Below are 26,158 nucleotides of genomic sequence, written 5' to 3'. Positions count from 1 at the left end.
ATGTATGACCGCCCAGGGCGTTGTGGCTCGCGCTTGTACGCCACCCACGTCTCGATCGGGTCAGGCGTGAAGACGCCGCCCTCAAACAGGTAGTCGTGGTCGGCCTCCAGGGCGGCGAGGACCTCGGGGAGGAGCCGGGCACCTGCGACCTCTGGCGAGTCGGCGCCTGTCGCATAGAGTAGGAGCGTTGGAAAATCCGACAGTTGGAGGAGCCGTCGTGTCTGTCACGTCAGTGGCCCGTGCCAAGGTGCGCCCTAAGGCGCAGCTCACCCTCCCCGAGGAGATCCGCCGAGCGCTGCACATCGGCGAGGGGGACGAGGTCGAGTTCGCCGTGCATGACGACGGCACCGTGACAATTCGCGGCTTCGTGTCGATCCCCGCCGATCAGGCATGGTTCTGGACGCCTGAATGGCAAGCCGGCGAAGGGCAGGCGACCGCTGACATCACTGCTGGCCGTACCACCTTCCATCGCTCTGCCGAGGACATGTTCGCCCACCTTGACTCGGGCGACGACGAACCGCGCGACGACACCTGATGCCCACCTTCGAAACGGCCGGCCGTTTCGAGCGGGACTGGCGAAAGCTGACCGCCGAGCAACAGGCTCGATTCCGTAAGGTGATCACCGAGGCGTTCATCCCCGACATCATCGCTGACGGACCTTTCCGTGGAGGGCTTCGCGTGAAGGGAGTGACCGCATATCCGGGCGTGTTCGAGATGACGTGGGCCCCGGACGGTCGAGCCACCTTCGGTTACGGTGACGAGCGAATCCCCGGTGAAGTCCACATCGTCTGGCGCAGGATGGGCACTCGCGACATCTTCACTCCGCCGCCCGGACCGTAGAGCCGGAACCCACTCTCGGCGGCCCCTTGCTTCGTCATGGCCGCTGTCTCTGGCAAAACACTGGTGGGAATCGGGATGCCCGAGGCGGATCCCGCAGTCTCTCTTTCGGTCTCGTTCCGCTCCGGCGTGATCGAATCGGTGCGCCGGCGTGGTGTATCCCCTCATGTGGAGGCAGCGGTCCGACCGCAGATCGATCGTCACAACCGGGCCGCTCTCGTCAGAGCCAGTGAAGAGATCCACGGCCCCCTCACCGAGCCGGAGAGGTCCGGCTCAGAAGGTGATGGGCGGCGGGGCTGGCGCGCATACTGGGCAGGGTGTTTCCGTGAGACGGCTGGTCTCCTCGTTGACGTGGGCGACCAGGCCGGAGCCGACACAGTAGCCGCACAACCCTGTTCCTTCCAGTGCCGGATGCAGCCACGCGGGGATTGGTGCCGTCCGCGCGCGTCGAGGGTTCTCTTTTGGATCGTCAGGACCGCCTACGACGCCTCTCCCGTAGCAGCATATGCATTTGAGCACATACCCAGGAATGCTCCGATCTGCGCCGGTTCCTTGGCATTCGGGGCAGGTGAGGGGGTGGGTCATTGCCAACCACTCCTCACGCAAGTGCGGCATTTGGTCCACTTGTGCTCTTTGTCGCTTTTCCCGTTCGGGTCTTCCCAGTTACCACCCTCGCCGAAACAGGCGCCGCGGCGCCTGTGTTCTTTCTGCTCGTCATCGTCGTCTATCGTGCCCATGTCTTGACAGTACGGGGTGCGCGGGAAGTGGCGCCGGGAAAGTCGGTCGGCTGGGACCATAAATCCCGTTTCCAGTAGTTCTGCGAGATGCGTTGGATAAAGTTGGGCATTTGTGAGAGCTTCCCGTTGGTTCGCTGTCGCCTTCCTCTCCACTGTCGGCGCGCTGATCGTCTACGCGCACGGATTCTGGGCTGGGCGATTTCTCGAGCTGGCTCCCAACAGCGAATACTGTGTCAGCAAGCCTTTAGGCTTTCCGGCTACCTCATGGACGTGGCTCCCGCTCAGGCATCTGTGCCATTGGCGGGATGGAACCACGACCGATCTGGTACCCGGATACGTCAACCCGCTGGTGATCCTGCTGATCGTCGGCGCGGTCACCGGAACCGTGATGTGCGCGCTGACGCTCATCGGGCGATCATCACGCGGTACGGACAGGAACTCGACCGGCTGAAGGCCCTGCTCGGAAGGCGGGTACCGGCCGGGATCGAACGCATGGCCATCGGCTGTTGGGGGCAGCCGATGGCCTTTCCCAGAGTTGTGAGTGCCCCGCGGGTGCGGTCAGGACCAGAGGTAGCTGAGTCTGACCTGCAGAGGCCGGTCGAACTCGATGCTGACCCGAGTGTCGACGCCGTCCTCGAAGGCGCGGACGTTGTGCACGGTCATGCGGGCGCCGCCGATGAAGGGGTGACCGTTGGCGTCGACCTCGGTGATAGAGACGGTGACCGGGGTGAACGGTGTGACACCGGCCAGCGCCGCGCGGAGGATGACCTCTCCTGCGGCGCTGAAGTGTTCGTTGCGGCCGTGAACCTCGTCGGCGGCGGTACCCGTCTGGTCGGCGGGTGCGTGGGCGTCGGCTTCGATGGTCGGGATGGCGCTGACGGTCTCTTGGGACATGGGGGACTCCTTCTCTCGACGAGTCGGGTTCGACTCGTTCGGCTGACTCCCATCGTCGGCAGCTTCCCGGTCATCCACATCCCCCTAGATCTCGGGGTTGCCGGGCACGGTCTCAAATCAAGGCGTCGACGCTCGCAGCCGGCTCTTCGCGCGTCATGATCGGCTCGCCGCGCGCTCACCGTACGCCGGATGCCAGACCAGGCCCTGATATGGGGGAGAAAGGGGTCGTCGCAACACGGCGATCACTTACTGGCGGCGGCTGCGCCGGTCATCTGGGTTTTCCCGCGCCGGGCCAGCAGCGGGACGGTGGCGAGTTGGACGAGGGCGGCGGCGGCGAGGATGCCGTTGGTGACCTCCTCCCGCCAGGCGGGGAGGTGCTCGGAGAAGCCTGACTGCTCGTCCGCGTACATCAGCAGGTTGCCCCAAGCCACGAGTGGCAGCGTCAACAGGTAGACGACCGTGAAGACGCCGACGAGCAGCAGGGAGCGCGGGCGAACGCCGTGCCTACGCAGGAGGATCCCGTGAAGGGCCAGACCGACGGCGGGCACGACGGCGAAGGCCCACATCTGCAACATGAGGCGTAGCGCGTAGTCGGCCTCCCAGAAGGACCCGGGATGGGCCGCGCTGCGGGCGATCTGGTCGGACACGAGGTTGGCCGCGGCGAAGGCCAGGAGGAACGCCAACGGGAGCAGGAGGAGCCACACATTCCAGGGGGAAGAAGGTGGAAGGACCGTGTCGCGGCGCACGACGCCGCGAACCGCGAGGAGTTGGGCGATCGCGGCGGCGGCGAGGATCAAGCCGAGCAGCGGTAGGTACCACGGCGGCGACAGCGCGCCCATGTCGAAGGGCATCGTGGCGTATCCGCCCGGCGGGTCGAGAAACTCCTCGTCGTAGCCGGTGACCGGGTTGAGGACGTAGAGGACTGGCATCGCGGCCATGTAGGCAGCGCTTAGGAAGCCTGTCCCGAGCATGAGGCCCGCGGGCCGGCGGTTCAATCCGAACTCGACGAGGCCGAACAGCAGGGTGGCGGCGATGAAGAAGGCCCCGAGCAGGGCGATCCGCCCCTGAGCGAAGGGGATGAAGGCGTCGATCGCTTGGGGCACTATGTGCTCGTTCGCCTCGACGGGGCCGGCGGGAAGGCGCCCCTTCACATCGCGGACGGCGAAGAAGTTGACGACGATCACGACGAGCCCGAATGGCAGTGGAAACCATGTCAGTTTGCCCATAAGTGTTCGATGATCGCATACGGTGATCGGTTCAAGTCGAGCGCGGCGCTTCGCGCACCGGTTGGAGCCTATTGGTGAGCGGCCACAAGATCAGCGGGATCACTGCCGCCGCCGAGAGCGCGAGCAGCAACGGCACGCGCTCTCCAGGCGTCAGATGGTGCAGCAGTCGCACGTGGATCGCCAGGTGCGGCACCGCGAACACCACGTACACGGCGAGCGCCGTGCGGACCATGCCGCGCCGTACGACGAAGAAGCTCACTCCCAGCGGCACTGCCGTCGCCAGGCTCATCGCGCCGTAATCCATCATCAGATGCGCGTTGTACGGCATGCGCATCCCCACGAACGGGATGTCGAAGAACGAGCGGGGGAAGAACAGCGCCCAGCAGCCCACGGCGAACTGTGTCGCGGCCAGGAACGCCAGGCCCGCGCGGAGCCAGATGCGCGCGCTCATGCGGTGAGGAACCGCTCGAAGGTGATCTGCCCGACGGCATGGTCGGGAGCCAGGTGGCTCCCCTCCCGAAAGCCGCGCATTCCCCCGATTCCCGGCAGCGGCATCGACACCACCGGCCGGCGGCTGGACCGCGCCCGAGCATAGGCGCGGGCCAGATCGGCCGCGGTACGCACCTCAGGCCCGCCCATGTCCGGTGCCCGGCCCGCCGGTGGCGCCTCGGCCAGGTCGGTCAAGCGGGCGGCCACCTCGCCGGTGTCGACGGGCTGAAAGCTGACCCCGGCGGGCATCAAGATCACCGGCAGCCGCCGCTGGATCGCGCACATCCAGACGATGAGCTCGTGGAACTGGGTGGTGCGCTGGATCGTCAACGGCAGCCCGGACTCTTCCAGGAGCCGCTCACACGCCAGCTTCGCCCGATAGTAGGAGATATCAACTCGATCGATGCCGACGATGGACACGTAGATCAGGTGCGGGCGACCGGTTCGCATGGCCGCCCGGACGAGACTGCGAGTGACGTCTTGGTCCGCGTGGCCGTTACCGGTCGCGCAGTGAATGATCGTGCCGGTCTCGGCGACCGCATCCTCGAGCCCCTCACCCGTGATCAGGTCGCCGCGGTGCGTCATCTCGTCGCGCGGCGGCTTGCGGCTCAGCACGCGTACGGCGTGGCCGGCGGCCAGAAGCCGTGGAACCAACCTACGGCCGAGCCGGCCGGTACCGCCCGTCACCAGGATCGGATCTGTCATGAGTGGCAACTCTCGTGGAAGAGCGCGAGGCTGATGGCCGCGCGCGGCTGTCAGGTGCACCCATTAAGAACCGGTCAGACCTTCCCAACGTGACAACCGAAGTTTGGCGGGATTGGCGATGATGCGAATCTCGCTGATCAGGCCGCCCGCCGTCTCCGGCACCAGCACGCCGATCAGCTCCTCACCGGCCAGGGCCAGCAGGCCGGGAGCGCCGTTCAGCTCCGCGATCGACAGCCGGATCCGCTGACCTGTGGTCCGCGATGCGCCGACCAGATAGCGCGCCACCCGGTTGGCGCCCGAGACAGGTCGTCTGGCGGCGCTGATCCTGCCGCCGCTGTCCACCCACACGGTCACGTCGTGGGCCAGCAGCTTCTCCAGCCCTGGAAGATCGCCCTCCTCCGCGGCCGCCAGGAAACCTTTCACCAGGTCACGGTGGTGGGCCCGATCCATCGGGCGCTCGGCACTCCCAGGAGCGTCGGTGAGTCGCAGGCGAGCACGCCGATACAGCTGCCGGGAGTTCGCCTCGGAGGAATCGATGACCTCGGCCACTTCGCGATGGCTGTAGTCGAAGGCCTCACGGAGCACGAACACCGCGCGCTCCACGGGGTTGAGCCGTTCCAGCAAGGTCAGGAAGGCCAGTGAGACGAAGTCTCGCTGTTCGGCACTGTCCAGCGGTCCCAGAGCGCCGTCCGCGGTCAGCACCGGCTCAGGCAGCCACGGACCGACATAGCTCACCCGGCGGGCGCGCGCCGACGTCAACCGGTTCACGCACAGGTTGGTCGCCACCTTGGCCAGCCACGCCCAGGGCGATTCGACAGCCGAGCGGTGGTGCCAGCGAAGGAAGGTGTCCTGGACCACGTCCTCGGCCTCCTCGGCCGAACCCAGCATCCGATAGGCCAGCCCGAACAGCCTCGAGCGGTGCCGCTCGAACTCCTCAACCGCGTCACCCGTCACGCCCGCCAGCCTTCCAGGCCACCGAGCCGGGCCGATATTCGACCTCCGTACGCCGCTCGCGCCCAGACGATCACCCGGCTGAGTGGGCGTGGACGCGGAACAGCCCGGAACCGGTGGTCGGTTCCGGGCTGTTCCGGTCGGACTGCTAGATGTCGTAGTAGAGCTCGAACTCGTGCGGGTGCGGGCGCAGCCGGATCGGGTCGACCTCGTTCTCGCGCTTGTACGCCACCCACGTCTCGATCAGGTCAGGCGTGAAGACGCCGCCCTCCAACAGGTAGTCGTGGTCGGCCTCCAGCGCGGCGAGTACCTCGGGGAGCGAGCCGGGCACCTGCGGCACCTGGCGGGCCTCCTCCGGAGGCAGCTCGTAGAGGTCCTTGTCGACGGGCTCCGGCGGCTCGATCTTGTTGCGGATGCCGTCGAGGCCGGCCATCAGCATGGCCGAGAAGGCGAAGTACGGGTTGCACGACGGGTCCGGCACGCGGAACTCGATGCGCTTGGCCTTCGGGTTGGACCCCGTGATCGGGATGCGGACGCAGGCCGAGCGGTTGCGCTGGGAGTAGACCAGGTTGACCGGGGCCTCGTAGCCGGGCACCAGACGGTGGTAGGAGTTGACCGTCGGGTTGGTGAACGCCAGCAGCGACGGCGCGTGCCTGAGCAGGCCGCCGATGTAGTAGCGGGCCGTGTCGGACAGGCCCGCGTAGCCGACCTCGTCGTAGAAGAGCGGCGAGCCGTCCTTCCACAGCGACTGGTGGCAGTGCATGCCGGAGCCGTTGTCGCCGAAGATCGGCTTGGGCATGAACGTGACCGTGTGGCCGTATTCAAGGGCCGTGCTCTTGATGACGTACTTGTAGAGCATCAGGTTGTCGGCCGTCTTGAGCAGCGTGCCGAACCTGAAGTCGATCTCCGCCTGGCCGGCCGTGCCGACCTCGTGGTGCTGCATCTCGACGTCGATGCCGGCCTCGATGAGGTTGCGCACCATCTCCGAGCGCAGGTCCGTGAAGTGGTCCATCGGCGGGACCGGGAAGTATCCGCCCTTGTAACGGGGCTTGTAGCCGAGGTTGCCGCCTTCGGTGGCCTTGCCGGTGTTCCAGGCGCCCTCGATGGAGTCGATGTAGTAATAGCCGGCGTTCTGCCGCGTCTCGAAGCGGACGTCGTCGAAGATGTAGAACTCCGCCTCGGGCCCGAAGTAGACGGTGTCGGCGATGCCGGTGCCCTTGAGGTATTCCTCCGCCTTGCGGGCGACGTTGCGCGGGTCGCGGCTGTAGGCCTCGCCGGTCAGCGGGTCGTGCACGAAGAAGTTTATGTTGAGCGTCTTGTGCTGACGGAACGGGTCGAGCACGGCGCTGGACGGGTCGGGCAGCAGCAGCATGTCCGACTCGTGGATGGCCTGGAAGCCGCGAATCGACGAGCCGTCGAACATGAGCCCATCGGTGAAGACACTGGCGCCGAAGTTCTCTACCGGGAAGGTGAAGTGGTGCGTCGTCCCCGGCAGGTCGGTGAACCTGACATCGACGAACTGCACCCCTTCGTCACTGATGAACTTCAGGACGTCGTCGGCGGAGTTGAACACTCTCGAACCTCCCTGAGGACATGACTATCAGGCCGAGGTTAGGTCGCGGCCGTTTCCGATCGGTGTCTCGATTGTTTCGCACATGTTAAGCGGGCTCAGGTCCCCTCCGTATTGAAGCAGCCGCCGTCGCCGCTTGACTTCCAGCTGAGATCGTAAGGATCCAGCGGCGCGCCGGTGCTCTTCACCTTGCCAGGATCGGAATCGTCGTAGTAGGGATGGATGAAGGCGTCGTTGGCGTCACAGCGCGCCGGAGTGTAGGCGCTGTCCCACCGGTCCACCCACGTGACCAGGCGTCCCTTCTCCCGATAGATCAGCATGCGTCCATCGGAATGGCTGACGAGCCTGATAGTCGTGGCGGGCTCACCAGGCCGCCGAATGGCGTAGACGACCAGGTAATTGAAGGCGACGGCGACCCCGGGGCGTCCAAAGAACCTGGACTCGGACAGCGTGGCCTCGCCGTGGACTTTGATCACATCGGTGACGAGCTCAGCCGTCCCCGGAGCGAAGCGCTGTGACCAGAACGCCCTCCAGCGGTCGTCACGCTGCTCAGGGTCGACCAGCTTCATGAGGGCTGTCGGCTCGCCGCCCATGAGCGCCTTTCGGTCGAAGAAGCTCGCGGCGAGCATGTCACGGGTCCGCTCCAGGCCCTTGGCCACGTCCTCTTTCTTCATGCCGCCGAGCGCCTTGGCCGGCGGCATGACCAGACCGGCCACGCCAGTGGCGTACTTCTCGGCGGCGGAGCCCTTGAACGGGTCCGCCGTGGTCTCCTCTCCCAGGGCCGCCACCTCCGGGGCCGCCATGACCGGTTGGGTCTCCTCCGGGACCGGTCTCGGGCTCCCCACCTGTGGCGTCAGCAGGTCGGGACGGGCGGCGACGATCACGGTCGCGCCGCCGATCACCGCGGCCACCAGACCGGCCGCGAGCAGGCCCCGCCCCGCTCGCCGTGGCCGGGTGGCCTTGTCCGAGCGCGGCGCCCTGGCTCCCCTGCTGGCCGCCGCGCGCATCCTGCGCCGCTCGTCCTCATCGATCTGCGCGACGAGCTCGTTGAAGCGCGCGTCTAAGTCATCCCCGTTCGGCATGGCGTACATGATGAGGGACAAAGGTGATCTTTGTGGCGCGGTTGGGTCACGATCCCGACCGAGCCCCCGGCCGGATACCGTTGAGGTATGAGCGGGAACGAGCCTCGGTGGACGCAGACCTGGCTGGGCGGGGTGAGGGCGGCGGGTGTCGATCTCGGCTATCCGGGTGAGCGCCTGGGGCTGCCGGAGCAGGGGAGCGGCGCCGTCGCCGGGTGGGGGCGGCGCATCGCCGGACTGGTCATCGACTGGATGATCTGCACCTGGGTCGTCGTCCAACTCGTGCTGCGGATGAACCCGGCCGAGTCGCCGTGGGCGCCCGTGGTGGTGTTCGCGATCCAGTACATCCTGCTCGTCGGGTTCATGGGACAGACGTTCGGGCACCGGCTCGCGGGGATCAGGGTGGCCGCGATGGACGGTGGCAGCCCCCGTCTGGTGCCCGTGCTGGCACGCACGGTGCTGCTCTGCCTGGCCGTGCCCGCGCTCATCTGGGATCGCGACCACCGGGGGCTGCACGACCGCGCCTCCAACACGGTCGTCGTGCGTATGTGAAACGTCCATTGACAACGTTGTCTTCGCGGAGTCTGCTGTTGACAACGTTGTCAGGAGGGCGACATGCGGAGAGCACGTCTTGCGGTCGTGGCGACCGCGGCTGTACTGGGATTCGCCGGGTTATCCGGGGTGGCGACGGCCGATCCGCCGACGTCACCAACAGTGACCGATCCAGCTCCGTCACCGCTGCCGTCGGACGCGCCTTCGGCGGCGCCCACGCAGCCGGCGCCCATCGAGGAGGTGACGCCGACTCCGGGCGCCAAGCGGGAAGCCGCCGTACGGACCGCCCCGCCAGGGGCGCTCTTCTACTCCTCCCTTGAGACCGGCGATCCGCAGCCGACCTGGCTCAACACGGTCGACGAGGGCAGGAAGGCCGAGGGGATCACCGGCGCCACCACCGGCGGCATCCCGGGCAACATCACCGACGAGGTCGTCGACATCGCGGCCAGCGGCGAGAACACCCCCTCGGGCGAGGTGAAGGAGAACCTGTTCGACGGGGACGTCAACACCAAGTGGCTGGCGTTCACCGGCACGGGCTGGGTGTCGGTGAAGCTGTCCAAGCCCATCGCGGTCACCCGGTACGCCATGGCCTCCGCCAACGACGCCGCCCAGCGCGACCCGCGCGACTGGGCCCTTGAGGGGTCGGCGGACGGGCAGAGCTGGACGGCCGTGGACACGCGGGCGGGAGAGGTGTTCGACGCCCGGCTGAAGACCCGCGAGTTCGACGTCGCGCACCCGGCCTCCTACCTTTACTACCGGCTCAACGTCACGCGGATCGGCTCGGGCACGATCGTCCAGCTCGCCGAGCTGCAGCTCTCGGACGGCGACACCGCCCCGAAGCCGCCCTCCGACATGCGCAGCCTGATCGGCCCCGGCCCCGGCAGCGGCTACACCGCCAAGCCCCGCGCCGGCTACACGGGCCTCAAGGCGCTGCGCTACTCCGGCAGCACGACCACCAGCGGCGGCGGCCACTCGGCCAACAAGGTGTTCGAGACCGACATCGAGGTCACGGCCGACACCGAGCTGTCGTACGTGCTGTTCCCCGAGTTCACCGGTGCCGCGCTGAGTTACCCCAGCACGTACGCGAGTGTGGACCTGGCCTTCGCCGACGGCACCTACCTGAGCGACCTCAAGGCCGAGGATCAGCACGGGATCAGGCTGACGCCGCGGGCGCAGGGCGAGTCCAAGACCCTCTACGCCGACCAGTGGAACTTCCAGCGCTCCCGCATCGGCGACGTCGCCAAGGGCAAGCGGATCAAGCGCATCCTGATCGCCTTCGACGCGCCGGCCGGGCCGCTGCCGTTCAAGGGCTGGGTGGACGACATCACGCTCGTCAACGCCAAGCCGGAGCAGGTCAAGAGCCTGGCCGACCACGTGGTGACGACGCGCGGCACCCAGTCGACCGGCGGCTTCTCGCGGGGCAACGACTTCCCGGCCACGGCTGTGCCGCACGGGTTCAACTTCTGGACGCCGATGACGGGCTCCGGGTCGAACTCCTGGCTGTACGAGTATCACCGCAACGGCAACGCCGACAACGTCCCGACCCTCCAGGCGTTCGCCGCCAGCCACGAGCCGAGCCCCTGGATGGGGGACCGGCAGTCCTTCCAGGTCATGCCGTCGCTGCTGGCCAAGCCGAACCCCGACCGGGTCGCCAGGGCCACACCGTTCCTGCACTCGGGCGAGACCGCCAGGCCGTACTACTACGGGGTCGACCTGCTCAACGGCATCCGTACGGAGATCGCGCCCGCCGACCATGCGGCCGTGTTCCGCTTCACCTTCCCCGGCGACGGCGGCAGCCTGATCTTCGACAACTACAACAACGACGGCGGGCTGACCATCGACCAGGGCGTCGTCACCGGCTTCACCGACACGCGCAGCGGCCTGTCGGCGGGCGCCACCCGGATGTACGTCTACGCGGTCTTCGACCAGCAGCCCACCGGCGGCGGCAAGCTGACCGGCGCCGGCCGCGACAACGTGACAGGCTATGTCGCCTTCTCCGCCAAGCAGGTCACGATGCACATCGCCACCTCCTTCCTCGGCGTGGCGCAGGCCAAGCGCAACCTGGAGCTGGAGAACGGCACGTTCGAGGAGGTCAAGGCACGCGCCCAGCGCGCCTGGGAGGACAAGCTGGGCACGGTCGAGGTCGAGGGCGCCACGTCCGACCAGCTCACGACGCTGTACTCGAACCTGTACCGGCTGTTCCTCTATCCGAACTCGGGCTTCGAGAACACCGGTACGGCCGCCGCGCCCGCCTACAAGTACGCCAGCCCGGTATCGGCCAGGAGCGGGCCTGACACCCCCACCCAGACCGGGGCCAAGATCGTGGACGGCAAGATCTACGTCAACAACGGCTTCTGGGACACCTACCGGACGACCTGGCCCGCTTACTCGCTGCTGGCCCCCGAGGCGGGCGAGCTGATCGACGGGTTCGTCCAGCAGTATCGCGACGCCGGCTGGATCGCCCGGTGGTCCTCGCCCGGCTACGCCGACCTCATGGTGGGCACCAGTTCGGACGTGGCCTTCGCCGACGCCTACAGCAAGGGCGTGCGCGGCTTCGACGCCAAGTCGGCGTACGCGGCGGCGGTGAAGAACGCCACCGTGGTGCCGACGAACCCGGCCGTCGGGCGCAAGGGGCTGCAGACCTCGATCTTCCGCGGGTACACCGCCCTGAACGAGGTAGGCGAGGGCCTGTCCTGGGCCATGGACGGATATATCAACGACTTCGGCATCTCGACCATGGCCGCTGCCCTGGCCAAGGACGCCACCGGCGCGGAGAAGGCCCGCTACCTGGAGGAGTCCGAATATTTCCGTAACAGGGCCCTGAACTACGTCAACATGTTCGACCCGGAGGTGGGCTTCTTCCAGGGGCGCGACTCCACGGGCAAGTGGCGCCGTACCAAGGCCGACTACGACCCCCGCGTCTGGGGCTACGACTACACCGAGACCGACGGCTGGAACATGGCCTTCCACGCGCCCCAGGACGGCACCGGACTCGCCGCCCTGTACGGCGGGCGCGCGGGCCTGGCCAAGAAGCTCGACGCCTTCTTCGCCGACCAGGAGACGGCCACGTTCCCCGGTTCGTACAACGGCGTGATCCACGAGATGCGCGAGGCCAGGGACGTCCGCATGGGCCAGTACGGCCACAGCAACCAGCCCTCGCACCACATCATTTACATGTACGACCACGCGGGGCAGCCGTGGAAGGCGCAGGCCAAGGTCAGGGAGGCGCTGTCGCGGCTCTACCTGGGCAGCGAGATCGGCCAGGGCTATCCGGGCGACGAGGACAACGGCGAGATGTCCGCCTGGTACGTCTTCAGCGCCCTCGGCTTCTACCCGCTCCAGGCCGGCAGCCAGGACTACGCGATCGGCTCGCCGCTGTTCACCAAGGCCACCGTGCACTTGCCCAGCGGCAAGGACCTGGTGATCAATGCCCCGGCCAACAACGCCGAGAACGTCTACATCCAGGGCCTCAAGGTGAACGGCAAGGCGTGGACGTCCACCGCGCTGCCGCACGACGTGCTGGCCGGTGGGGTCGCACTGGACTTCGCGATGGGGTCCAAGCCGTCCACGTGGGGCGAGCCGCCGGAGTCGATCACGCCCGACGGCGAGATGCCGCGCCCGATGCGCGATATCCCGGTCACCGGTGGCCCAGCGGCGCTGTCGGACGACACCTCGGCAACAACAGCCACCATTTCCGGAAATATCACTCTTCAGGCGGGAGCGCGGGACCTGGTGAGCTTCTATACCCTCACCTCGGCGGCCACCGGTCCCACGTCGTGGAAGCTCGAGGGCTCTTACGATGGTACGGCCTGGACGGTCATCGACCAGCGGGACGGCCAGAGGTTCGACCAGGCGAGGCAGACCCGGCCGTTCAAGATCGCCCGCCCCGGACGGTACGCCCAGTACCGCCTCACCGTCTCCGGCACGCTGGCCGAGCTGGAGCTGCTGGCAGTACCGGATCCGGCCTGCACGCGAACCGTCACCGGCACCCACAGCGGCCCCCTCACGGTCGGCTCCGGCGTGACCTGCCTGGTGGCGGGCGCGAACGTGACCGGCCCCGTCGTCCTCCGGCAGGGCGCCTCGCTGATCGCGCGGGCCGCCACGGTCGGCGGACCGGTCACCGCAGTGGGCGCCGATCGGCTGGTCCTGGTGGACACCTCCGTGGGCGGCCCGCTCACGGCGACCTCGGTGAAGGAGCTGTCCGTGGAGAAATCGGTGGTGGGCGGACCGGTGACGCTGGTCGGCGACAGCGGGCCACTGATCGCCGCCAGCACGGTCAAGGGGCCGCTGACCTGCGCGGGCAACTCCCCGGCACCGACCGCGAACGGTATGTCCAACACGGTCTTGGGACCGTCGGCCGGCCAGTGCAAGGGTCTCTAGCGCGATAAAAAAACCTTACCGGGTTCGATATTGAACCCGGTAAGGTTTACGCTGTCCCCATGATGATGGCTGGACTCAGGGAGAAGAAGAAGGAGCAGACCCGGCGGCGCATCGCCGAGGTGGCGCTGCGGATGTTCGCCAAGCGCGGCTACGAGGCTGTGACGGTCAACGAGATCGCCGAGGCGGCCGGGGTCGCGAAGGTCACGTTGTTCACCTACTTCCCGACCAAGGAGAGCCTCGTCCTCGACGTGGTCAAGGAGGACTCAGCGAAGATCGTCAACGAGCGGCGGCCGGGACAGGCGCCGCTCGAGGCGCTGCGTGAGCACTACCGGGCGTTCGCCGCCGAGGGCACGGAGGGGGTCGACGTCGAGGGCCTGCTCACCCGGGCCTGGGTGATCTCGGCCAGCCCGGCGCTGATGGCGGGGCTGCACCAGACCCGGGCGGGGCAGCGGTACGAGCTGGCCGCCGCTCTGGCCAGTGCGCGGGGAGTGCCGGACGGGGCGTGCGAGCTGCGGGACCAGCTCATGGCCGCGCAGATCACGGCCGTGCTCACGACGGTGCAGGAGGGGTTCTTCCAGCGGCTCGTCGAGGGGACGCCCATCGCCGAGGCGGGCGGCCGGCTGGCGGACGACGTCGAGCTCGCCTTCGACCTCCTAGAGCACGGCTTCACCGGAAGGTAAGGGGATATTTCGTGAAAAAAGGCATCAACTATGACACCGGGTTTCTGCCGGGCGAGAGCCTGTCCCGGACGGCGTTCGACGCCGAGACGGTCGGGCGCGAGATGCGGGTGATCGCCGACGAGCTGCACTGCGCGGCCGTACGCGTGTCCGGCGGCGACCCGGAGCGCCTGAGCGTGGCGGCCGAGCAGGCCGCCGCGGCCGGGCTGGAGGTCTGGTTCGCGCCGTTCCCCGTCGACCTGACGCCGGAACAGGTGATCCCCCTCTACGCCGACTGCGCCGAACGAGCCGAGGCCGTCCGGCGTGGCGGTGCCGAGGTGGTGCTGGTCACCGGCTGCGAGACCAGCGCCTTCTGCGACGGGTTCATGCCCGGTACCGACTACATGGAGCGCATGCGGGCGATGATGTCGGCCGACATGGAGTGGTGGCAGTCGCTGGGCGCGATCATGGGGCGCTTCAACGGCTTCCTGGGGGAGGTCGCCGAGACGGTGCGGCCGCTGTTCGGAGGCCGGATCACGTACGCCTCCGGGCCGTGGGAGTTCGTCGACTGGACGCCGTTCGACCTGGTCGGGGTGGACGCCTACCGGGCCGCGTACAACGCCGGCAGCTTCGTGGAGGAGCTGCGCGGGCACTTCAAGCACGGCAAGCCCGTCGTGGTGACCGAGTTCGGCACCTGCGCCTATACGGGGGCGGGGGAGCGCGGGGGTATGGCCTGGGACGTGCCCGACGGGTCGGAACGCGACGAGGGCGAGCAGGTCCGCTACCTGAACGAGCTGCTCGACGTCTTCGAGCAGGAGGGGGTCGACACGGCCCTGTGGTTCACCTTCGCCTCCTACAACCGGCTCGGCGACGACGACCTGGGCGCGTACGGCGTGGTCCGGATGCTGGATGAGACCCGCTGGGAGCCCAAGGCGGCCTTCCACGCGATGGCGGCCCGGTACGGGCGCGCCTGAACCCCGCGCGGCCGGAGGCGCGGTGGGTCAGTGGCGGGCGCAGGTGAAGATGGCGGTGCCCGGTATGTGGTTGCCGCGCAGCGGGCTCCAGCCGCCCCACACCCGGTCGTGGCCCGCCGGCCATTCGGGCTCCAGCAGGCCCGTCACGGTCAGTCCTGAGGCGACGATCAGGCCGACCCAGTCGCCCATCGTCCGATGGTGCTCGACGTAGGTGGTTGTGCCGTACTCGTCCGTCTCGACATAGGGCGAACGGTCGAAGTAGGACCGGTCGGAGGTCAGCCCGCGCGGCCCCGGATCGTCGGGGAACGCCCACCGGATCGGATGGCTGACCGAGAACACGAACCGCCCGCCCGGCCTCAGCACCCGGCCCACCTCACGGAACACCGCCAGCGGATCGGCCACGAACGGCAGCGCCCCGAACGCCGAGCACGCCAGATCGAACGACCCGCCGGCGAACGGGAGCACCTCGGCGTCGGCCTGCACCACAGGGACGTGCAGGCCGGTGTCGAGGTCGATCCGCTGCGAGTGGCGCAACTGCCGGTGCGACAGGTCGAACGCGGCGACCTCGGCCCCCTGCCCGACCAGCCACCGCGCGCACTGAGCCGCGCCACAGCCCATCTCCAGCACCCGCCGGCCGCGTACGTCGCCCAGCAGGTGCGCCTCGGCCTCGTCGACGCCCTCCGGGCACCAGACGAAGCCGGTGTCGCGCAGGAACTCGCCGTGTTCGACCTGGTAGTCGTCGGCGTTGCCGTCCCACCAGCCGCGGTTGGCCCGTGAGGAGTCCGACAGCGCGTTCCCTGGAGGCACTAGCGCATCTTGGGGCCGCGCGGAACCCGGGCGCCCTTGGGCATCGGGCCCTTGGGCATCGGCATGTTCTTGGGGAGCGAGCGCAGGCGGTCCTTGACCTCGTTGACCGAGGGCTTCTTGAGGTTGCGCGGCAGCTTCATGATGTGGCGCTGAAGCTTGCCCAGCGGCACCTGCCCCTCGCCGTCGCCGCACTGGATGTCGTAGATCTCGACGCCCAGCACCACCCGCGCGACCCGCTTCTTCTCGGCCGCGAGCATCTTCGCCACCCGGTTGCCGGGCCCCTCGGACACCAGCACGACCCCCGGGAACCCGATCACGAGGTGGATCAGGTCCTGGTCACGGTTGACCGCGATGGCCGGGGTGACCTGCCAGTTGCCCCGCATGCCCTGCAGCACCGCGGCGGCGGCGCCGGTCTGGCCGTGCAGGATCGAATATTGGGCGCGCTGCGCCAGCTGCCCGAACACCACGAGGCCGACGGTGAGCGCGGCGAGCACGCCGAGGAACACCGAATACCACAGATAGTCCGTGACCAGCCCGATCACGACGATCACAGCCAGCGTGCCGACCGCCGAAAGGAAGACGATCGGCAACCCCTTGGGGTTGGCCTGCTTGATGATCTGCGCGATCATGCGGAACTGCTTGATGCGTCCCGGCTTCTCTGGGTCCTCGGACTTTGCCATGCTCCGAAGAATACAAACCAACCGAGCGGGATACGAAAACGCCTCTGGTCGTTCTGGGGTTTTTCTTTTACGGCAGAGCACGGTGGGCCCCACCCGCCGTACGGGGCCGGGCCCTGTCCAGGGGCACGCTCCTCCGGTGATGCGGGGCCGGGCGCCCTGACGTGACGGTGAGACCCCGGCCTACGTGCGTTACCAAACCGGTATTGCACGTCCATTCAGCGGAGCCGATGTCACGCAGCCAGGCCGCCTCCATGGCGGAGGCGGCCCAGGGGACTTCAGGCGCTCTGGCGGGCCTCGATGGCCTGCTTGTAGAGCTTGCCCGCGCGGTAGGAGGAGCGGACGAGCGGGCCCGACAGGACGCCCGCGAAGCCGATCGCCTCGGCCTCCGCCTGGAGCTCGACGAACTCCTCCGGCTTGACCCAGCGCTCGACCGGGTGGTGGCGGGGCGTCGGGCGCAGGTATTGGGTGATCGTCAGCAGGTCGGTGCCGGCGGCGTGCAGGTCGCGCATCGCCTCCACGACCTCCTCGCGCGTCTCGCCCATGCCCAGGATCAGGTTGGACTTGGTGACCAGCCCGGCCTCACGGGCCGTCGTGATCACGCCCAGCGAGCGCTCGTAGCGGAACGCGGGCCGGATGCGCTTGAAGATCCGCGGCACGGTCTCGACATTGTGCGCGAACACCTCGGGCTTGGCCGAGAACACCTCTTCCAGCTGCTCACGGTCGCCGTTGAAGTCGGGCACCAGCAGCTCGACCCCGCAGCCGGGCAGCAGCGCGTGGATCTGCCGCGCGGTCTCGGCGTAGAGCCAGGCGCCGCCGTCGGGCAGGTCGTCGCGGGCCACGCCGGTCACCGTGGCGTAGCGCAGGCCCATCTGCTCGACCGACTCGGCCACGCGGCGCGGCTCGTCCCGGTCGTACTCCTTGGGCTTGCCGGTGTCGATCTGGCAGAAGTCGCAGCGGCGTGTGCACTGGTCGCCGCCGATGAGGAACGTCGCCTCGCGGTCTTCCCAGCACTCGTAGATATTGGGGCAGCCCGCCTCTTCACAGACCGTGTGCAGGCCCTCCCGGCGCACGAGCGATTTCAGCTCGGTGTATTCGGGGCCCGTCTTCAGCTTGGTCTTGATCCACGGGGGCTTGCGCTCGATAGGGGTTTCGGCGTTGCGCACCTCCAGGCGGAGGAGCTTTCGGCCTTCAGGAGCAACGGTCACCGACCCAGCTTACGTCTCGCCCAACCTGTCCCACTCCCAGGGGCGTCATTCACAGGGTCATCGGATGATTCAGATGGCTTGGCCGGCTCAGATGACCAGGCCGAAGCTGCGGATGGCGCGGGTGTAATGGCGAAGCAGTTCGTCGTCGATCCGGTCCGACTCGGCCGAGCCGAGCAGCTCTGAGCTGGACAGCACGGAACCGGACGGCGCTGAGCCAGGCGCGGTGGTGCGGACGCCGTCGTGGGCGCTGTTGGGGACCAGCAGCGCGGTCCGCCTGATCGACGCCACGCTCTCGCCGCGCAGGGCCGCCGCCTGCATGGGGGCGACGTACCTGCCGCTGGCCAGCAGTCCGTCGATCTCGGCCAGTTCCTCGGCCGTCAGGACGCGCAGGGCCCTCGCCTGCCGCCGTTCATGCCTGCGGGCGTCGTCGGAGCGGGCCAGCCGTTTCAGGCAGTACTCGGTGAGCAGCACCGGGCCGCCGAGCACCCGCCCGACGATCCGGCCCAGAAAACTGACCGCCTCGTAGCCGGTGCTGTTGGAGTTCAGTACGCCTAGCGAGGTGGCCATCTGCGTGTGGGCCGCCTCGCGCGCACGCAGCGGTGCCGCTCCGATGAGCGCCTCCCGCCATGCGCCCAGCGTCGCCAGCGCGCCGTCCACGATGAGCTCGCCGCCGGTCGGCAGCTCCGCGTACGCCCTGGCCAGCAGCGCGACCCGCTGCCGCGGCGAAAGGGCCAGCCACGAGGGCAGCCCGATGACCAGCACGGGCACCCGCAGGGGGCCGGTGCGCGCGTACGTGGTGCCCAGGACCAGATCCCTGACCGCCACCTTCTGGGGACGCTTGACGCCGATCCGGTCGGCCACCCGCTCCGCCATGCCGTACACCTGCGGGGCCGAGGAGGGGTCGAGTACCTCGGCGTCGGCGGGCAGGCTGCCGAGGCGCGGCCGCAGCATCCACCCGATGGCGATCAGCAGGGCACCGAGCGCCCACGCCGCGGCGAACTGGGCGTTGACCACGATCGTCCACCCGCCCAGCACGACGAAGGCCAGCGTCAGGGTGTGCACGACGAGAGCGAGAACCAGGGCCGCGAGCCACGTCGCAGACTGCTGTACAGACCGCTTCACAGGCTGATCGTAAACAGGCGAATGCCAGATTTCACCGTGATTCGGCGACCGGCCGTGGGTCAGCGGCGCATCAGGTCTTCCTCGTGCAGGTCGTACGGCTCCAGGCCCAGCGCTTCGGCCAGCCGTTTCTCGGCGATCGGCATGACCTCCTCGACCACGATCCGCCTGCCCGTCTCGGCGGACAGTGAGGAGACGCCCACGTCCGGGATGCCGCACGGGACGATCCGGCTGAACCACCGCGGATCATTGGCGCAGTTGAGCGCGAAGCCGTGCATCGTGACGCCGCGTGAGACGCGGATGGCCACGGCGCCGAGTTGGCGGTCGGGGAGGCCGAGGCTGGTGTCGCCCGCGGCCCAGACTCCGGCCCAGCCCGGTATCCGCCTGGCCGTGACGCCGAAGTCCGCACAGATCTGGATCATCGTGTCTTCGAGCCGGCAGATGTAGCGCGTCACGTCGTCGATCTCGACGATCGGGTAGGCGACGAGCTGGCCGGGACCGTGCCAAGTGATGCGGCCCCCGCGGTCGACGTCGATCACGGGGGTGCCGTCGGAAGGGCGTTCGTGCGGGGCGGTGCGCTTGCCCGCCGTGTAGACGGGCGCGTGCTCCAGGAGCAGGACCGTGTCGGTCAGCTCCCGGGCCACCCGTTTGCCGTGCACCCAGCGTTGCAGCTGCCAAGCCTGCTCGTAGGGGACGTCGACACCGAGACGGACGATGGCCAATGCGTGGGGGTCGACCCCGTGCTTGGGGCGCATGGGTCCATTGTGCCGTTCCCTCACCCATCCAGGGTAATTCAGGAAGCCAGCAGTCGAGGCTCGATCCGGAACTCCTTTGCCCCCTCGGCCCCGTCATGCTCGACTTTGTAGGCGTATCCGGTTGGATCGGTGGTTACGGCCTGAATGAAATCGGTGCCCACGTAGTGCAGCGCCACCCCCTCGTCGGCGGCGTAGCCCTCGGGCAGCTCGCCGCTGGCCACCGACTGGTGCAGCAGCTGCCGGCGCTGCGGGTCGGAGTTGTAGTGGACTCCGCACGAGTATGGCAGGAAGGCCAGGCCGTCGGCCCACACGTTGAGCTCGGGGCCGAAGGAGTCGGTGTTGCCGCCGACGTGCCAGCACAGCGCGCCCGCGCTCTGCCCGGACAGCACCACGCCCGACCGCCATGCCTCCTCGAACGCCTCGTCGTAGCCGTGCAGCCGCCACAGGGCCGCCAGGTTGGCCACGCTGCCACCGCTGACATAGATCATGTCCTGCTCGAGCATCCACGCCCGGGGATCTTTGACGTTGGGCATCGGAAACACCGTCAGATGGCTCAGCTCGACGTCCCATCCGGCGAAGGCGCTGTACATCTTCAGCAGCCAGTCGGCGTCGTCGCCCATCGCGGTGGCGAGCAGCCCCAGCTTCGGCCGGTCCTGGCCGGTCAGGTCGAGGCCGTAGCGCAGCAGCGGGCTCGCCTCCAGAAAACCGTAACGCGCCGTCGGACGGAACGATCCACCGCCGATGGCAAGAATGTGCGACTGGCCCGACCTGGTCATGTTGGTATCTCCCGCGTGGTAAAGGATGAACAGCACCCTAGATTACGGCGCTAGATTATGTCGCTCAAGGCCTCGTCGAGGTGGCTATGGGTGAATCCGTAGCCGCTGCCGGACAGTTTCCCGGGCAGAATCCGGTGGCTGGGCAACAGCCCTTCCCGAGCGAACTCTCCCAGGCCGATGCTCAGCGCGAAGGCCGGGACAGGCATCGGTACGGTGCCCTTACGCAGGGCTTTCCCGAGCGTGATGGTGAACTCCGCATTGCTGACCGGATTGGGCGAAGTCAGATTAACCGCCCCCACCAATTCCCGATTTTTCAGGATATGTAGTACTGCCTGAACCCAGTCGTCCTCGGATATCCAGGACCAGTACTGCTTCCCACTCCCGAGCGGCGCGCCGAGCCCCATCTTGAAGATAGGCAGCATCCGCCCAAGCGCCCCACCCCGCCCACTCAATACAAGCCCGGTACGCAATTGCGCGGTCCGGACACCGACCTCCTCAGCGGCCCTGGCGGCACCTTCCCAGAGCTCGCACAGATCAGCCAGAAACCCGGTGCCCTTCCCCTGGGACTCATCGATGACCCGGTCCCCGGTATCACCGTAGAAGTCCACCCCAGAGGCCGACACGAGCACCTCAGGCGGCCGGGACAGCTGCCGCAACGCGTCGACGAGCACCCGGGTCCCGTCGACCCGGCTCCGAACCAGCTCGCGCTTGTACGCCTCACTCCAGCGCTTGTCGGCGATGGGTGCTCCGGCCAGATGTACGACTCCCTCGGCCCCTTCGAGCACCGAAAGGTCGATCACATCCTCCCGAGGCTCCCAGTACGCCTCGTCATCGCTCTCCGGAGGCCGCCGCACCATCCTGACCACCCGCTGCCCCTGGCCTTGAAGCGCGTCCACCAACGGCCCCCCGAGCAGCCCGGACGCCCCCGTAACGATGATCGTCATACCCTCCACACTACGCCGGGGGCCTCCCGCCACCACCCGTTACCCGTCTGGAGTGTTGGCCGTCTGATGCCCGCCCCGCCACAACGGCTTCGCGGATCGGCGCTTCGCGCTTTCGGGGGTTGCGCCCAGTTCTACCGCGGTGCGGTCCGCCGCGCCTGCGGGAGAGAAGCTGATCGACGCGGCGGCGGTCGTCCCAGGTCCTGTTCTGGGGTCGGATCACGCGGTTGAGGGCTCACCCGCAGATGCTCTCCGGTCACGGAGCGAGGCGCGGCGCGTGATCTTCCCCCTGAGTCAGGAGAAACAATCCAGCCCGGTGAGTTCGCCGGACAGGGCCCAGAGCCGGGAAGCGGAGTCGGGATCGATCGCCCATGGCTTGACGCCGCCGACGAGCATGTCGTCGGTGGTCGCGGGTTCGGCGATGTCGCAGTCCTGGCAGTAGGCGCCGCCGTACTCGTCGAGCAGGGGTGACGTGGCCGCCCATACGGCCGTCGCCGCACCCTGTGCCGGGGTTTTGAAGCCGTCGGCCTGGCGGCCCTCCGAGGTGGCGTGGTGCCCGAGGTGGTTGATGGCGAAGTGTGCTTCCCAACCTGCACCGATCAGCGTGTTCGGGTAGGCCATGACCCCCGCGTTGTTGATGACGATGTCGAGGGCCCGGCCGGTCTCCAGGAATCGGTCACTGAACGTCCGGATGCTGTCGGGGTCCGCCAGATCGAGTTCCCGGACCTCCGTCCGCGGGATGCCATGCAGTGCCCGCGTTGCCACGGCAGGGCGGCGGGCGGGCACAATGACATGCGCCCGGAGTGGGCCAGAGCGCTCGTGGCCGCAAGACCAAGACCTGAGTAGCCGCCGGTGATCAGGACGTTCTTGCCGGACAGCTCGATGCCGGTCAGGACTTCGTCCGCCGTGCTGTGCGCGTTGAATCCTGAGCCGATCTTGTGTTGCGTGATTGCCATGCACTCGACCGTAGAATCTAGAGTGCAATCTAGGTCAAGCTACGGTGGTGCGGCATGAGGAGTAACGCGGGTGGCCTTTCCATCGGCGACGTCGCGAAGGCGACCGGCCTGGGCGTGCACGCCTTGCGGTTCTTCGAACGTGAGGAGCTCTTCATCCGGCCGATTCCCCGGACGGCCGGAGGGCAGCGCGTCTACGAACCGGCGGACGTGGAGTGGCTCCGGCTGTGCAACCGGCTGCGAGAGTCCGGCATGCCCATCGCCACATTGAAGAGGTTCGCTTGGCTTGTCCGATCCGGTCCAGGTAACGAAGCGGAGCGGCTCGCGCTCCTGGAGGAGCATGAACGAACCGTCCGGGGCAGAATCGCCGATCTGACGGCCAGCCTGGAGATCATTCACGGCAAGGTCGTCACCTACCGCAAGCACGTCGAGGAGGGAACGGCGGCCGGACTCTGGTCGCCGACACCCTCTGCGTAGACGCAGGCTGGTCAGGCTGGAGAATCCCCAGGACGCCGCCGGGTTCGTCGGGCTGTAGATCCGCCGAGGACCTGCCGAGGCCGGCGCCGTGCGAGGCACTTCCGGACCGCTCGAAAGTTCTTCGCGCGGGATGTCGATTCGCTCTCCCTTCGCTCGATGCGTTGGTAAGAGCACGACATGAGCAAGGTCAAGCCCTCGAAACACCTGGGAGATGTGATGAGCACCGTGGTGATGCACAACGTCGTGTCGGTGGACGGCTTCATCGCCGACGCACAGGATCAGGTAGGCCCTCTGTTCGACTGGTACTCCAACGGCGACGTCGTACTCGGAAAAGGTGACACGGGGAAGATCTCCCAGGTCTCGGCCGAGTACGTCCAGCCGATGTGGGCGAGCATCGGGTCGACGGTGATCGGGCGTCACCTGTTCGACATCACCAACGGATGGGAGGGGTCGCCGCCGGCGGGCGACCACGTGGTCGTGGTGTCGCACCGGCCCAAGCCCGACGGGTGGCACCCCGAGGCGTCGTACCACTTCGTCGACGACGTGGCGCAGGCGATCGAGAAGGCCAGGGAACTCGCGGGGGAGCGCACCGTCGCCGTGGCGGCGGGCGAGGTCGGCGGGCAGGCACTCGCCCTCGGCCTGGTGGACGAGGTGGCGATGGACGTCGTGCCTGTGGTCTTCGGCTCAGGCAAGCGCTACTTCGGGTCGGTCGAGGCCCAGCATCTGCTTGAGGACCCGCACACGGTGATCCAGGGCGACCGGGTGTTGCACCTGCGCTATCGAGTCCGCCGCTAGCGAGCTACGACGCCTTTCGCGGCGAACTGGGCCGGCCTGGTGGTCACGCGCCGCCCGTCGTCGTCCCGGAGTGCGCCCATGTCCATCACGACCAACCCACCCGCGGCCCGCAGCAGGTACGGCGGCAAGGTCGTCTTTCCCGCGCCGGGAGCGCCCGCGAGCAGGTACAGAAGCGCGAGCCCGCCGATGAGTTGATCTTCCATCCGGCCGATCGTGGCGCCGTGCTGGTCGCGCGGGCGGGCGACCAGCACGGCATCGGCCACGATGGCCAGGTTCAGATTCAGGGCCAGGGCCAGGGTCAGGCGAGGAGCGGGGCGAGGTGGTTGGTCCGCGTTCCCTCGGCGGAGGTCAGATAGCCGCGCAGCCGCCGTGCGATGGCGCCCAGTTCGCCGGACAGCGCGTACGTCGGACCGTACAGGGCGGGTGGCCGGATCGCGGCGACCTGGGCGTTGAGGTCGGTGACCAGGCCGGCGGTGGTGCCGCCGTTGGGCGCGATGCGGATCGTGTAGTCCAGGATGCTGTTGGCCTCCCCGCCGGTGATGTGGGCGCCGGGCAGGACGCCGATGCCGGTGTCCCAGTCCATCGAGTTGCGTACGTTCTCGAACACGGCCGAGGTGGCGTACTTCGTGCCCGGGTTCTTGGAGAAGACCACGGCCACGTTGGGCGTGGTCCTGTGCGCGCCTTCCTTGAAGACCATGGCGTACCCGCTGGTGCCGCCGGTCGGCGTCCAGGGGTAGTAGGGGATGTTCTCGCCCGCCCGATACCACTCGCTCGGGTCGCCGTTGGCGTCGAGTCGCAGGGCCAGCGCGGTGAAGGTGTCGGCGGAGCGCAGGAACGGCAGCCAGTTCTCCAGGTAGAACTCGACGTTGGCGACCGTCGTACCGGCGTTGACGACCTTGGGCAGCCGGATGACGCGGCGGATCTCCAGCGCTCCGCTGGACAGCCTGGTGTAGCGGGTGAGCTGCGGGACGGCGTCCGATCCCGCGAAGTCGGCGACGAGTTCGGCGTACCACTGCCGGTCGGCGATGGTCCACACGTCGGTGGTGGTGGAGTTGGTCCGCTCGACGCGTACGGTGCGCTGGTAGGCGCCGGGGCGGGTGCCCGCCTGGTTGACGTTCCAGCGCCGGTCGAGGACGTTGGTCGCGGCTTCGACGTTCAGGCCCCACAGGACGGCCTGCATGACCCGGTCGGTCTCCTCGCCCTCGTAGGTGGGCGAGAGCAGCGCCCGGTAGCCGGTGGGGCAGTGCCGCATCTGCGGGACGCAGCCGCCACCGCCGAGCCGGAAGTCGAACTGCTCCCCGCCGTTCCAGTAGTTGCGCTGCCACACGTCGGTGCCGTCTTTGAACAGCTTCCACGACCAGCCCTTGGCCCTGGTCGCGGCGGTGGCGGGCGTCGCCACCGCCGCGATCAGCGGCAACGCCGCGGCGCTCGTCAGGACGGCACGCCGGCTCGGGCTGGTAATCCGCTTGTCGCTCATGTCGGTGATCTCCTTTGTTGGGGGGATTTCAGGAGGTGTAGGGCTCCAGCCCGGCTGGTATGGACGTGCGCTCCCATTCGGCCTCGTAGCCGATGCCGGGCGCGGTTCCCGCGTGGACGAGCCCGTTGGCGTCGACCGCTTCCTCCCTGGTCACGGGGTTGGCGGGGACGAACGACTCGTAGTAGGTGGTGTTGGGGATGGCCATGCACAGGTGGGTGTGCACGATGCCGCCGCCGTGGACCTCGGCGCGCATCCGGTAGGCGTCGGCCAGGTGCGCGATGCGCATGGCCCCGGTGATGCCGCCGCGCAGGCCCGCGCTGGTGCGCACCGCGGTGGCGGAGCCGTTGGCGATGAAGTCGGCGGTGTTCATGTGGGCGCCGTCACTGGTCTCGGCGACGATCAGCGGTACGTCCACCTTCTCGGCCAGGCGCTGGTAGGCGGTCGCGCTGAACTCGCGCATCGGCTCCTCGTACCAGAGGTAGCCGGCCTCGGACAGGACCCTGCCCAGCTTGATCGAGTCGAGCAGGTCGAACCCGGCGGATCCGTCGTACATCAGCGGCACCGAGTCGCCGACGTGCTCCCGCAGGGCGGCGCACAGGGCGATGTCGCGGTCGACGTTGCCCCAGGCGTGCAGTTTGATGGCCGGATAGCCCAGCTCCAGGCATTGGTCGGCGGTGTCCAGGTACTCGCTGATGGTGGCGAAGGTCGCGGTGGAGGCGTACGCGGGGATGGCGGAGCGGTACCCGCCGAGCAGCCGGTGCACCGGCAGCCCGGCCGCCTTGCCCGCGATGTCCCACAGCGCCACGTCCACCAGGCCGTGGATGTAGAGCGGCATCTCCTCGATGCGGTCCAGTTCCCAGACGCGGTGCCACAGCCACTCGCGCTGCAGGGCGTCGGCGCCCAGCAGTTCGGCGCGGAGCCGCCGGTCGACGATGTCGGCCAGGATGACGCCGCGCTGGCTGTAGGCGTAGCCGACGTAACCGTCGTCGGTGGACAGCACGAGCCAGCCACCTGTGTGCGCGGGCTCGGACCCCGGCAGACCGTCGCGCCAGCGGAAGGCCGGCGTGACGGCGGGCCGCGCGCACAGAACGACGTCGACAGCGGTGATCTTCACATTCACTCC

The 26,158-nt window shown here is 68.2% G+C and carries 26 protein-coding genes; 8 read left to right on the top strand and 18 right to left on the bottom strand.

What is annotated here, in order from left to right:
* Positions 1-217 precede the first annotated feature (217 nt).
* Together AB0L53_RS03480 and AB0L53_RS03475 are read left to right on the top strand one after the other, a co-directional pair.
* Positions 218-535: an AbrB/MazE/SpoVT family DNA-binding domain-containing protein gene (locus tag AB0L53_RS03480; protein WP_363989629.1), complete on the top strand. Its 318-nt coding sequence runs from the start codon at positions 218-220 to the stop codon at positions 533-535.
* Positions 535-840, top strand: a complete 306-nt coding sequence (locus tag AB0L53_RS03475) for a hypothetical protein (RefSeq protein ID WP_363989626.1) — start codon at positions 535-537, stop codon at positions 838-840. The genes AB0L53_RS03480 and AB0L53_RS03475 overlap by 1 nt, the downstream gene beginning before the upstream one ends.
* Positions 841-2,132: 1,292 nt before the next feature.
* Here AB0L53_RS03475 and AB0L53_RS03470 read toward each other — a convergent pair.
* The 7 genes from AB0L53_RS03470 to AB0L53_RS03440 form a co-directional block, all read right to left on the bottom strand.
* Positions 2,133-2,468, bottom strand: coding sequence for a hypothetical protein (locus tag AB0L53_RS03470; protein ID WP_363989623.1), 336 nt, complete (start codon positions 2,466-2,468; stop codon positions 2,133-2,135).
* A 242-nt stretch (positions 2,469-2,710) separates the two neighbouring features.
* Positions 2,711-3,694 carry a hypothetical protein gene (locus tag AB0L53_RS03465; protein ID WP_363989620.1) on the bottom strand — a complete coding sequence of 328 codons (984 nt, stop codon included), beginning with the start codon at positions 3,692-3,694 and terminating at the stop codon, positions 2,711-2,713.
* Positions 3,695-3,725: 31 nt separating this feature from the next.
* Positions 3,726-4,145: a hypothetical protein gene (locus tag AB0L53_RS03460; protein ID WP_363989617.1), complete on the bottom strand. Its 420-nt coding sequence runs from the start codon at positions 4,143-4,145 to the stop codon at positions 3,726-3,728.
* The gene (locus tag AB0L53_RS03455; protein WP_363989614.1) at positions 4,142-4,888 is read right to left on the bottom strand and encodes an SDR family oxidoreductase; all 747 of its coding nucleotides are present in this window, start codon (positions 4,886-4,888) and stop codon (positions 4,142-4,144) included. The genes AB0L53_RS03460 and AB0L53_RS03455 overlap by 4 nt, the downstream gene beginning before the upstream one ends.
* A 63-nt stretch (positions 4,889-4,951) precedes the next feature.
* Positions 4,952-5,842, bottom strand: a complete 891-nt coding sequence (gene sigJ / locus AB0L53_RS03450; RefSeq protein WP_363989611.1) for an RNA polymerase sigma factor SigJ — start codon at positions 5,840-5,842, stop codon at positions 4,952-4,954.
* A 145-nt stretch (positions 5,843-5,987) separates the two neighbouring features.
* A complete protein-coding gene (gene glnA / locus AB0L53_RS03445; RefSeq protein ID WP_225298326.1) occupies positions 5,988-7,412 on the bottom strand; it encodes a type I glutamate--ammonia ligase in 1,425 nt (474 codons plus the stop codon).
* 95 nt (positions 7,413-7,507) lie between these two features.
* A complete protein-coding gene (locus AB0L53_RS03440; protein WP_363989608.1) occupies positions 7,508-8,491 on the bottom strand; it encodes a hypothetical protein in 984 nt (327 codons plus the stop codon).
* Between the two features lie 87 nt (positions 8,492-8,578).
* Here AB0L53_RS03440 and AB0L53_RS03435 point away from each other — a divergent pair, with 87 nt between their 5' ends.
* The 4 genes from AB0L53_RS03435 to AB0L53_RS03420 all read left to right on the top strand — a co-directional run bounded on the left by AB0L53_RS03435 (position 8,579) and on the right by AB0L53_RS03420 (position 15,050).
* The gene (locus AB0L53_RS03435) at positions 8,579-9,040 is read left to right on the top strand and encodes an RDD family protein (protein WP_358188393.1); all 462 of its coding nucleotides are present in this window, start codon (positions 8,579-8,581) and stop codon (positions 9,038-9,040) included.
* A 63-nt stretch (positions 9,041-9,103) separates the two neighbouring features.
* Entirely contained in the window at positions 9,104-13,420 is a 4,317-nt protein-coding gene (locus AB0L53_RS03430) for a GH92 family glycosyl hydrolase (protein ID WP_363989604.1), read from the top strand.
* Positions 13,421-13,479: 59 nt separating this feature from the next.
* Entirely contained in the window at positions 13,480-14,100 is a 621-nt protein-coding gene (locus AB0L53_RS03425) for a TetR family transcriptional regulator (protein WP_363989601.1), read from the top strand.
* Between the two features lie 11 nt (positions 14,101-14,111).
* The gene (locus AB0L53_RS03420) at positions 14,112-15,050 is read left to right on the top strand and encodes a hypothetical protein (protein ID WP_363989598.1); all 939 of its coding nucleotides are present in this window, start codon (positions 14,112-14,114) and stop codon (positions 15,048-15,050) included.
* 27 nt (positions 15,051-15,077) lie between these two features.
* On the opposite strand, the gene AB0L53_RS03415 is transcribed toward AB0L53_RS03420, so the two are convergent.
* The 8 genes from AB0L53_RS03415 to AB0L53_RS03380 form a co-directional block, all read right to left on the bottom strand.
* Positions 15,078-15,857, bottom strand: coding sequence for a methyltransferase domain-containing protein (locus AB0L53_RS03415; protein WP_363989595.1), 780 nt, complete (start codon positions 15,855-15,857; stop codon positions 15,078-15,080).
* Positions 15,857-16,537, bottom strand: a complete 681-nt coding sequence (locus AB0L53_RS03410; protein WP_357944837.1) for a DUF4191 domain-containing protein — start codon at positions 16,535-16,537, stop codon at positions 15,857-15,859. Before AB0L53_RS03410 ends, AB0L53_RS03415 begins: the two co-directional genes overlap by 1 nt.
* A 275-nt stretch (positions 16,538-16,812) precedes the next feature.
* The gene (gene lipA, locus AB0L53_RS03405; RefSeq protein ID WP_358538733.1) at positions 16,813-17,742 is read right to left on the bottom strand and encodes a lipoyl synthase; all 930 of its coding nucleotides are present in this window, start codon (positions 17,740-17,742) and stop codon (positions 16,813-16,815) included.
* Positions 17,743-17,829: 87 nt separating this feature from the next.
* The gene (locus AB0L53_RS03400) at positions 17,830-18,864 is read right to left on the bottom strand and encodes a hypothetical protein (RefSeq protein ID WP_363989591.1); all 1,035 of its coding nucleotides are present in this window, start codon (positions 18,862-18,864) and stop codon (positions 17,830-17,832) included.
* 59 nt (positions 18,865-18,923) lie between these two features.
* Entirely contained in the window at positions 18,924-19,616 is a 693-nt protein-coding gene (gene lipB / locus AB0L53_RS03395; RefSeq protein WP_363989588.1) for a lipoyl(octanoyl) transferase LipB, read from the bottom strand.
* A gap of 38 nt (positions 19,617-19,654) precedes the next feature.
* Complete coding sequence (locus tag AB0L53_RS03390; protein WP_363989586.1) at positions 19,655-20,392, bottom strand: peptidase E; 738 nt, start codon at positions 20,390-20,392, stop codon at positions 19,655-19,657.
* Between the two features lie 50 nt (positions 20,393-20,442).
* Entirely contained in the window at positions 20,443-21,336 is an 894-nt protein-coding gene (locus AB0L53_RS03385; RefSeq protein ID WP_363989583.1) for a TIGR01777 family oxidoreductase, read from the bottom strand.
* A 291-nt stretch (positions 21,337-21,627) separates the two neighbouring features.
* Complete coding sequence (locus AB0L53_RS03380) at positions 21,628-22,098, bottom strand: hypothetical protein (protein WP_363989580.1); 471 nt, start codon at positions 22,096-22,098, stop codon at positions 21,628-21,630.
* A 245-nt stretch (positions 22,099-22,343) separates the two neighbouring features.
* Here AB0L53_RS03380 and AB0L53_RS03375 point away from each other — a divergent pair, with 245 nt between their 5' ends.
* Together AB0L53_RS03375 and AB0L53_RS03370 are read left to right on the top strand one after the other, a co-directional pair.
* Positions 22,344-22,763 (top strand): MerR family transcriptional regulator, encoded by a 420-nt coding sequence (locus AB0L53_RS03375; protein ID WP_363989576.1) that lies wholly within the window; start codon positions 22,344-22,346, stop codon positions 22,761-22,763.
* A gap of 177 nt (positions 22,764-22,940) precedes the next feature.
* Positions 22,941-23,558, top strand: coding sequence for a dihydrofolate reductase family protein (locus tag AB0L53_RS03370; RefSeq protein WP_363989573.1), 618 nt, complete (start codon positions 22,941-22,943; stop codon positions 23,556-23,558).
* On the opposite strand, the gene AB0L53_RS03365 is transcribed toward AB0L53_RS03370, so the two are convergent.
* Genes AB0L53_RS03365 through AB0L53_RS03355 form a run of 3 tightly spaced genes read right to left on the bottom strand, consistent with a single transcriptional unit; the run spans position 23,555 to position 26,149 of the window.
* Entirely contained in the window at positions 23,555-23,821 is a 267-nt protein-coding gene (locus AB0L53_RS03365) for a hypothetical protein (RefSeq protein ID WP_363989570.1), read from the bottom strand. The two genes, AB0L53_RS03370 and AB0L53_RS03365, sit on opposite strands and share 4 nt — an antisense overlap.
* Before the next feature lie 35 nt (positions 23,822-23,856).
* On the bottom strand, positions 23,857-25,035 hold the full coding sequence (locus tag AB0L53_RS03360) for a hypothetical protein (protein ID WP_363989568.1): 1,179 nt from the start codon (positions 25,033-25,035) through the stop codon (positions 23,857-23,859).
* A gap of 28 nt (positions 25,036-25,063) precedes the next feature.
* Entirely contained in the window at positions 25,064-26,149 is a 1,086-nt protein-coding gene (locus AB0L53_RS03355; protein ID WP_363989565.1) for an enolase C-terminal domain-like protein, read from the bottom strand.
* Positions 26,150-26,158 lie beyond the last annotated feature (9 nt).

Source organism: Nonomuraea sp. NPDC052129 (assembly GCF_040680095.1).
Lineage (GTDB): Bacteria > Actinomycetota > Actinomycetes > Streptosporangiales > Streptosporangiaceae > Nonomuraea.
Note: the sequence above shows the minus strand (reverse complement) of the source record. Positions and strands in the feature narration are given on the sequence as shown.

Bases quoted from the DNA above. Each gene is read 5' to 3' on its own strand.
- AB0L53_RS03475 (WP_363989626.1), top strand. From the start codon at position 535: ATGCCCACCTTCGAAACGGCCGGCCGTTTCGAGCGGGACTGGCGAAAG.
- AB0L53_RS03470 (WP_363989623.1), bottom strand. From the start codon at position 2,468: ATGTCCCAAGAGACCGTCAGCGCCATCCCGACCATCGAAGCCGACGCC.
- AB0L53_RS03465 (WP_363989620.1), bottom strand. From the start codon at position 3,694: ATGGGCAAACTGACATGGTTTCCACTGCCATTCGGGCTCGTCGTGATC.
- AB0L53_RS03460 (WP_363989617.1), bottom strand. From the start codon at position 4,145: ATGAGCGCGCGCATCTGGCTCCGCGCGGGCCTGGCGTTCCTGGCCGCG.
- AB0L53_RS03455 (WP_363989614.1), bottom strand. From the start codon at position 4,888: ATGACAGATCCGATCCTGGTGACGGGCGGTACCGGCCGGCTCGGCCGT.
- AB0L53_RS03440 (WP_363989608.1), bottom strand. From the start codon at position 8,491: ATGCCGAACGGGGATGACTTAGACGCGCGCTTCAACGAGCTCGTCGCG.
- AB0L53_RS03435 (WP_358188393.1), top strand. From the start codon at position 8,579: ATGAGCGGGAACGAGCCTCGGTGGACGCAGACCTGGCTGGGCGGGGTG.
- AB0L53_RS03430 (WP_363989604.1), top strand. From the start codon at position 9,104: ATGCGGAGAGCACGTCTTGCGGTCGTGGCGACCGCGGCTGTACTGGGA.
- AB0L53_RS03425 (WP_363989601.1), top strand. From the start codon at position 13,480: ATGATGATGGCTGGACTCAGGGAGAAGAAGAAGGAGCAGACCCGGCGG.
- AB0L53_RS03410 (WP_357944837.1), bottom strand. From the start codon at position 16,537: ATGGCAAAGTCCGAGGACCCAGAGAAGCCGGGACGCATCAAGCAGTTC.
- lipB (WP_363989588.1), bottom strand. From the start codon at position 19,616: ATGCGCCCCAAGCACGGGGTCGACCCCCACGCATTGGCCATCGTCCGT.
- AB0L53_RS03390 (WP_363989586.1), bottom strand. From the start codon at position 20,392: ATGACCAGGTCGGGCCAGTCGCACATTCTTGCCATCGGCGGTGGATCG.
- AB0L53_RS03385 (WP_363989583.1), bottom strand. From the start codon at position 21,336: ATGACGATCATCGTTACGGGGGCGTCCGGGCTGCTCGGGGGGCCGTTG.
- AB0L53_RS03375 (WP_363989576.1), top strand. From the start codon at position 22,344: ATGAGGAGTAACGCGGGTGGCCTTTCCATCGGCGACGTCGCGAAGGCG.
- AB0L53_RS03370 (WP_363989573.1), top strand. From the start codon at position 22,941: ATGAGCAAGGTCAAGCCCTCGAAACACCTGGGAGATGTGATGAGCACC.
- AB0L53_RS03360 (WP_363989568.1), bottom strand. From the start codon at position 25,035: ATGAGCGACAAGCGGATTACCAGCCCGAGCCGGCGTGCCGTCCTGACG.